The organism is Methyloceanibacter sp., from assembly GCF_051306395.1.
Taxonomy (GTDB): domain Bacteria; phylum Pseudomonadota; class Alphaproteobacteria; order Rhizobiales; family Methyloligellaceae; genus Methyloceanibacter.
On record NZ_JBPPND010000144.1, the window covers coordinates 1 to 7,268 of the forward strand.

Annotated in this window: 4 protein-coding genes and 1 pseudogene; all 5 read right to left on the reverse strand. The window is 64.2% G+C overall.

The features are described from left to right. A pseudogene (locus ACSLE4_RS07700) lies at window positions 1-287 on the reverse strand (hypothetical protein); the annotation flags it as partial. After that, a complete protein-coding gene (gene narI / locus ACSLE4_RS07705; RefSeq protein ID WP_435903890.1) occupies window positions 284-1,072 on the reverse strand; it encodes a respiratory nitrate reductase subunit gamma in 789 nt (262 codons plus the stop codon). The gene narI and the pseudogene ACSLE4_RS07700, both read right to left, overlap by 4 nt. Next, window positions 1,065-1,769 carry a nitrate reductase molybdenum cofactor assembly chaperone gene (gene narJ, locus ACSLE4_RS07710; protein WP_435903891.1) on the reverse strand — a complete coding sequence of 235 codons (705 nt, stop codon included), beginning with the start codon at window positions 1,767-1,769 and terminating at the stop codon, window positions 1,065-1,067. The genes narI and narJ overlap by 8 nt, the downstream gene beginning before the upstream one ends. Continuing rightward, on the reverse strand, window positions 1,766-3,292 hold the full coding sequence (gene narH / locus ACSLE4_RS07715) for a nitrate reductase subunit beta (protein ID WP_435903892.1): 1,527 nt from the start codon (window positions 3,290-3,292) through the stop codon (window positions 1,766-1,768). The genes narJ and narH overlap by 4 nt, the downstream gene beginning before the upstream one ends. Then, the gene (locus ACSLE4_RS07720; RefSeq protein WP_435903893.1) at window positions 3,289-7,068 is read right to left on the reverse strand and encodes a nitrate reductase subunit alpha; all 3,780 of its coding nucleotides are present in this window, start codon (window positions 7,066-7,068) and stop codon (window positions 3,289-3,291) included. Before ACSLE4_RS07720 ends, narH begins: the two co-directional genes overlap by 4 nt. Between the last annotated feature and the right edge of the window lie 200 nt (window positions 7,069-7,268).

Below are 7,268 nucleotides of genomic sequence, written 5' to 3' on the forward strand. Positions count from 1 at the left end.
GCGTCGGTGCCGAGCCGCCGCGCCTCCTGCAACAGGAGCTCGCGGATAACGAGCGCCCGCGCCGCCTCGGTCCACGCAGCTTCGGCGTCGTCGGCAGGATGATGCTGGATTTCCTGCGCGATCGCCTCGGGCTCGATCTCGATACCGTTGACGCGCACCACCGAGAAGGTGGGCGGCGGCGTCTGCGGCGCGAAACCTCCGCCGCCGCAGCCGCGTGCCTCGCACGCCGAGGGCATGGCCGGCTCGGGGCGGGGGTCGGGCTTCAGTCGGGGGATTTCCATGGTCATGCGCCTGCCTCTCCGCTTTCCGATTGCTGCCGCGAGCGGGTCGTGCTGCCATAGTTCGGCTCCGCGGCGTAGATGTCGCTGACGCGAGTACGTTTCACCGGCGCGAGCGATCGCACGATCTGGTAGCCGGGCCGGAACAGGAACCAGATCGGCGCGCTCCAGATATGCACGAGGCGCGTGAACGGCGTGATGAGGAACAGCGTCAGCCCCAGGATGATGTGCAGCTTGTAGATGATCGCGACCTCGCTCAGCAGACTTGGTGCCACCGGATCGAAGGTGATGATCGCACTCGCCCAGCCCATGAACAGCAGCATTTCCGAGCCGTCGAGGTGCTGCATCGTCCAATAGGTCGTTGCGAGTCCGAGCACGATTTGCAGCCAGATCAGCACCAGCACCGCGATGTCTCCGATCGAGGAGGTCTGCCGGATCCGCGGCTCGAAGAGGCGGCGGTGCAGCAGCAGGCTCGCGCCCACCAGCGCCGCGATCCCGGCAATGCCGCCTACGATCAATGCCATGAGCTGCTTGGTCCCGTGGCCGATTCCGACGGCATCAACGACGTTGATGGGCGTGAGAAGCCCGACCAAGTGTCCGACCAAGAGCACCAACACGCCGAGATGAAATAGGTTCGAGCCCCAGATCATCTGCTTGCGGCGGAGGAATTGGCTCGACTGCGAGCGCCAGGAATACTGGTCGGCGTCGAAGCGCAGGATGGAGCCCACGATGAGCACGGTGACCGCCAGGTAGGGATACCAGCCGAAGGCCAGCTGGTTCAGAAATTCATTCATGTTCCACCTCGCTTCTGCGCGCCGCAACCATCGCCTTGCCCGCGGCCCTGATCTTGGCCGTCATGCCCGTGGGGCCGCCCATCTCGTGCGCCGTGAACGTGACCGGCGCCTCCTCCCATTCCTCGTCGATCTTCGAAAGATCGTCCGAGAGCGTCTTCTCGTTGAGTTCGGCCAGCGCGTCGGTGTCCGGTTTCGCGCCGGTCAGCACGATCAGCGCATGAAACACGGCGGCGTAGGGCGACTGGCGCTCCGCCAGCCGCTCATCGAGCGCGGCGAAGACGTGGGCGGGCTGGCCCAGCATCTCGCGCGCCTCCGCCGAATCAAGGCACGAGGCGAATTCGAGGAACACTGGCACGAAGTCCGGCAGCTCCTGACTCTCGAGCATGCACCCCCGGTCAAGGTACTGCTGGCCGAGGTCGATCATTGCCTGACCGCGCTCGCGGCTGTCGCCATAGACATGCTCGAAAAGGTGCAGGGAGAGCGCCCGCGAGCGGTCGAAAAGCTCGCTGTAGCCCGCCTGGAGATCGAGCAAATCCTCGGTCTCGAGTTCGGTCAGAAGCGGCTCGAGCCTCCGTCGTGTCGCGCGAGGCAGCACGCCTTCGGCCGAGAGCGCGTCGCGGATCTCGCCCGCATGTTGCTTAAGCTCGGCCGACGGATAGCCCAGCAGGGCCGCCAGGGAACGAAGCGTAAGTCTCATGTGGAAATGTCCATGTAGGGCTTCCTCGGGGCCCGCTTCGCGCCGCCGAAGAGGTTGGTCTTCGTCCGGCCGCCGGTGTCCTCGTGAAAACCGAATCCGGTCGAGCCGCGCAGAACGTATGCGTCCTCCTCCAGCTCGCGGTGCGCGGTGGGGATGACGTAGCGGTCCTCGTAATTGGCGAGCGCCATGATCTTGTACATCTCCTCGATCATCGGTTGGCTCAGCCCCACGCGCTCGGGGATCGACGGGTCGATTCGGCCCTCGACGCTCTTCGCCCGCATATACGCCCGCATCGCCAGCATCCGCTCCAGCGCCGAGGCGACCGGCGCCTCGTCCCCCGCCGTCAGCAGGTTGGCGAGATAGCGCAACGGGATCCGCAAGCTGCGGACGTCCGGCATCCCGTCCTTGGCGCTGATCTTGCCGGCCTCGTGGGCCGATTGGATCGGCGAGAGCGGCGGGACGTACCAGACCATCGGCAGCGTGCGGTATTCTGGGTGCAGCGGAAAGGCGACCTTCCACTCTACGGCCATCTTGTAGATCGGCGACCGCGCTGCCGCCTCGAGCCACTGGTCCGGGATGCTCTGCTTGCGCGCCTCGATCTGGACGTCCGGGTCGTGCGGGTCGAGGAACACGCCGAGCTGCGCCGAATAGAGATCCTTTTCATTCTCGACGGAGGCCGCCGCTTCGATCCTGTCAGCATCATAGAGTATCACGCCCAGATAGCGGATGCGGCCGACGCAGGTCTCGGAACAGACGGTCGGCTGGCCGGTCTCGATCCGCGGGTAACAGAAGATGCACTTCTCGGACTTCCCCGTGGACCAGTTGTAGTAGATCTTCTTGTAGGGACAGCCCGAGACGCACATCCGCCAACCGCGGCACTTCTCCTGATCTATCAAAACGATGCCGTCCTCGGCCCGCTTGTAGATCGCACCCGACGGGCACGAGGCGAGGCACGACGGGTTGAGGCAATGCTCGCACAGCCTCGGCAAGTACATCATGAAGGTCTTTTCGAACTCGCCGTAGATCTCCTTCTCGACACCCTCGAAGTTGTAGTCCCGGCTGCGGTTGGCAAACTCGCCACCCAGCATATCCTCCCAGTTGCCGGACCACTCGATCTTGTTCATCACCTCACCGGTGAGCAGCGATCGCGGCTTGGCCGAGGGTTGTGCCTGGAGCTCGGGCGCCTTTTGCAGCCACTCGTATTCGAACGTATAGGGTTCGTAGAAATCGTCGATCTCGGGCAGGTGCGGGTTGGCGAAGATTTTGGAGAGAATCCGCCATTTGGATCCCTGCTTGGGGACGATCTTCCCGTTCTTTTGGCGGGTCCAGCCGCCTTGCCAGCGCTTCTGGTTCTCCCAGTCCTTCGGATAGCCAATGCCGGGCTTGGTTTCGACGTTATTGAACCAGACGTATTCCATGCCCTCGCGATTGGTCCACACGTTCTTGCAGGTAATCGAGCAGGTGTGACAGCCGATGCACTTGTCGAGGTTGAGTACCATGCAGACCTGGGCGCGGATTCTCATGTCGTGGCTTCCTTCTTCTGTCCCGTGCCCCAATCCGAGGTGCCGGTCTCGACCAGCTCGTTCTCGTCCGCCGCCTTGTCGAACCAGTTCACCTCGCTCATCTTCCGGATGATCACGATTTCGTCGCGATTGGCTCCGACGGTGCCGTAGTAGTTGAAGCCATAGGCCAGTTGGACGTAACCGCCTATCATGTGCGTCGGCTTCATGTTGATCCGCGTGACCGAGTTGTGGATGCCGCCGCGCTGGCTGGTGACCTCCGAGCCGACGGTATTCACCAGCTTCTCCTGCGCGTGATACATGATGCACGAGCCCGGCATGATCCTTTGGCTGACGATCGCCCTCGCCGTCAGCGCGCCGTTGACGTTGAACGCCTCGATCCAGTCGTTGTCGACGATGCCCGCGGCCCTGGCGTCCGCCTCGCTGATCCAGACTGCCGGGCCGCCGCGATTGAGGCTCAGCATGATCAGGTTCTCGGTGTAGGTCGAATGGATGCCCCACTTCTGGTGCGGGGTCAGAAAGTTGAGCACGATCTCGTGATTGCCATTCGGTAACTTTCCGAGCGCCTGCGCCACACTGCGGGTGTCAATCGGCGGCCGCCAGGTCACAAAAGCCTCGCCGAAGGCCCGCATCCAGTGGTGGTCCTGATAGAGCTGCTGCCGGCCCGAGAGGGTCCGCCACGGGACGAGCTCGTGCACGTTGGTGTAGCCGGCGTTGTAGCAGACGCTCTCGCTCTCGATGCCCGACCAGATGGGCGAGGAGATGATCTTGCGCGGCTGCGCGACCACGTCGCGAAAGCGGATCTTCTCGTCCTCCTTGCCTTCGGCGAGATGCGCGTGCCGCCGGCCCGTCGCCTTTGAGAGCACGTCCCAGGCCTTGATCGCGACCTCGCCGTTGGTCTCGGGCGCCAGCATCAGGATCGTCTCGCAGGCGTCCACATCGGTGTCGATCTTCGGTCGCCCGGCCGCCGGGCCCTCCGGCACCCGCCCGTTAAGATCGCCGAGCTGCTTCACCTCGTGCTCCGCGTTCCAGATCAGCCCCTTGGAACCGTTGCCGAACTTCTCAACATCCGGGCCAAACGAGGTGAAGCGAGTGAAAACGTCGGGATAATTGCGCTCGACCAGCTGCACGTTGGGCATCGTCTTGCCGGGGATCGGCTCGCATTCGCCCTTCGCCCAGTCCTTCGGCTCGTAGGGCTGAGCCAGCTCGCCCGGCGTATCGTGCTGGATCGGCGTCAGAACCACGTCGTGCTCGACGCCCAGCACTTCCGGCGCCACCTCCGAGAACTTGCGGGCGAGGTCGCGGAAGATGGACCAGTCGCTGCGCGCCTCCCACGAGGGGTCCACCGCCGCGGTCAGAGGGTGGATAAACGGGTGCATGTCGGTGGTGTTGAGGTCGTGCTTTTCGTACCAGGTCGCGGTTGGCAGCACGATGTCACTGTAGACGCTGGTGGTCGACATGCGAAAGTCGATGTTCACCATCAGGTCGAGCTTGCCGACCGGCGCCTCGTCGCGCCAGACCACCTCCTGCGGGCGCTGGATCCCTTCGCGGTCGTCGGTTCCGACCACACCGTGCAGCGAGCCGACGAAGTGCTTGAGGAAGTATTCGTGACCCTTGCCGCTGGCACCTAGCACGTTGGAACGCCAGAAAAACATGTTGCGTGGCCAATTTCGCGGATGGTCCGGGTCGGTGTTAGCGAAGGCCAGCTCGCCCGATTTTAGACCCGCGACCACCGCCTCGCCGGGATTGCGCCCGCTCTCATGCAGGCTGTGCCCCAGCTCCAGCGGGTTGGTGTGGAGCTGCGGTGCGGAAGGCAGCCAGCCCATCCGCTCCGCGCGTACATTGTAGTCGATCATCGCGCCGGACCAGTCGCCCGCAGGCGCGAGCGGCGACAGCAGTTCCGAAACCTTCATCGTCTCGTAGCGCCACTGATCGGTATGGGCGTAGAAGAAGCTAGTTCCGTTCATCTGCCGCGGGGGTCGGCTCCAGTCCGACGCGAAGGCGAGCGGCAGCCAGCCGGTTTGCGGGCGCAGCTTTTCCTGGCCGACATAATGCGCCCAGCCGCCTCCTGACTGGCCGACGCAGCCGCACATCACTAGAAGCTGGATGATGCCGCGGTAGCTCATGTCCATGTGGTACCAGTGGTTGAGCCCCGCGCCGAGGATCACCATCGACCGGCCCCTGGTCGTCTCGGCGTTCTGCGCAAACTCACGCGCGACTTGAACGATCGCCTCGCGCGGCACGCCCGTCACCTTCTCGGCCCAAGCGGGGGTGAAGGGTGTGTCGTCGTCGTAGCTCGTGGCGACATTCGCGCCGCCAAAGCCGCGGTCGAGCCCGTAATTGGCGCAGTAAAGATCGAAGATCGTGGCGACGCGGGCGCGACCGCCATCCGCCAGGCCGATCTCGCGGACCGGCACATTGCGCGTCAATATCTGCTCGTGCTGGGTCGCCACCCAGTCGTGCGGGGCCGTCGCGCCGAAATAGGGAAAGGCGACCGGCTCGACCGTGTCATGCGTGTCGGCGAGCGTCAGCCGCAGGCGAATGTCGCGGCCCTTCCCGTCCTTCTCTTCGAGGTTCCACTTACCCTCCTCGCCCCAGCGGAAGCCCGAAGATCCAAGCGGCGCCACCAGCTCGCCCGTGATCTCGTCGATGCCGACGGCCTTCCAGTCGGGGTTGTTGGTTTCGCCAAGGCCCCCGGGCAGATCGGCCGCGCGCAGCATCCGGTCGGGGACCAGCCGTCCGTCGCGCTCGGTCAGCGTCACCAGTAGCGGGAAGTCGGAATAGCGTCGGGCGTAGTCAGCGAAGTATTCGGCCTGCCGCTCGAGATAGAACTCGCGCAGCACGACATGGCCGAAGGCCAGCGCCAGGGCCGCATCGGTGCCCTGCTTGGGGTGCAGCCACATGTCCGAGAATTTGGCCGCTTCGTTGAAATCGGGGGCGATCACGACGCTCTTGGCGCCGCGATAGCGCACCTCGGAGTAGAAATGCGCGTCCGGCGCTCGCGTCATCGGTACGTTCGAGCCCCACACGAGCAGGAAGCCGGCATTGTACCAATCGGCGCTTTCCGGCACGTCGGTCTGCTCGCCCCAGGTCTGCGGCGAGGAGGGCGGCAGGTCGCAATACCAGTCGTAGAAGCTCAGGATCGTGCTGCCGAGCAGCGACAGATAGCGCGAACCCGCGGCGTAGGAGATCATCGACATCGCCGGGATCGGAGAGAAGCCAGCGATCCGATCCGGTCCGTATTCCCGGATCGTGTAGGCATTGGCCGCCGCGATCAGCTCGTTAATTTCGTCCCAGCCCACGCGAACGAACCCGCCGCGGCCGCGCTTGGCGACCCAATCGCGGCGCTTGCCCGCGTCCTGCACGATCGACCGCCACGCCGCGACGGGTGACATCGTCGCCCGCGCCTCGCGCCAGTGCCGGATGAGCCGCGCCCGCACCAGGGGGTATTTGATCCGCGTCCCCGAGTAGAGATACCAGCTGTAGCTCGCCCCACGTGGGCAGCCGCGCGGTTCGTGGTTCGGCAGGTCGGGGCGCGTCCGCGGATAATCCGTCTGCTGCGTCTCCCACGTCACGATCCCGCCCTTGACGTAGATCTTCCACGAGCATGAGCCGGTGCAGTTTACCCCGTGGGTCGAGCGCACGATCTTGTCGGCCGCCCAACGCTTCCGGTACGCGTCCTCCCACTTGCGGCTCTCGGAGGTCGTGATGCCGTGCTTGCCCGAGAATGTGTCCTGGTCCCGCCGGAAGTATGTCAGTCGGTCGATGAAATGGCTCATGACTTTCTCCGGTCAAACAGTGACGTTTAGCTCGAATCAGACGGTGAATTCCATGGAGCTTCATCCCGGATTGCTCTGATCTCCACGGGCAAGAGTCTAAGACCTGAGCCGGTTTGCGCTTCCAGAAGTCCTGGGTTGTCCGACAACTTTGCGGTTTGGCTACCCTCGCCTTGAAGTAGCCAGCCCTCTTGCAACGACAC

Excerpts from the sequence above, each read along its gene's own strand:
- ACSLE4_RS07720 (WP_435903893.1), bottom strand. The coding sequence starts at position 7,068 with ATGAGCCATTTCATCGACCGACTGACATACTTCCGGCGGGACCAGGAC.
- narI (WP_435903890.1), bottom strand. The coding sequence starts at position 1,072 with ATGAATGAATTTCTGAACCAGCTGGCCTTCGGCTGGTATCCCTACCTG.
- narH (WP_435903892.1), bottom strand. The coding sequence starts at position 3,292 with ATGAGAATCCGCGCCCAGGTCTGCATGGTACTCAACCTCGACAAGTGC.
- narJ (WP_435903891.1), bottom strand. The coding sequence starts at position 1,769 with ATGAGACTTACGCTTCGTTCCCTGGCGGCCCTGCTGGGCTATCCGTCG.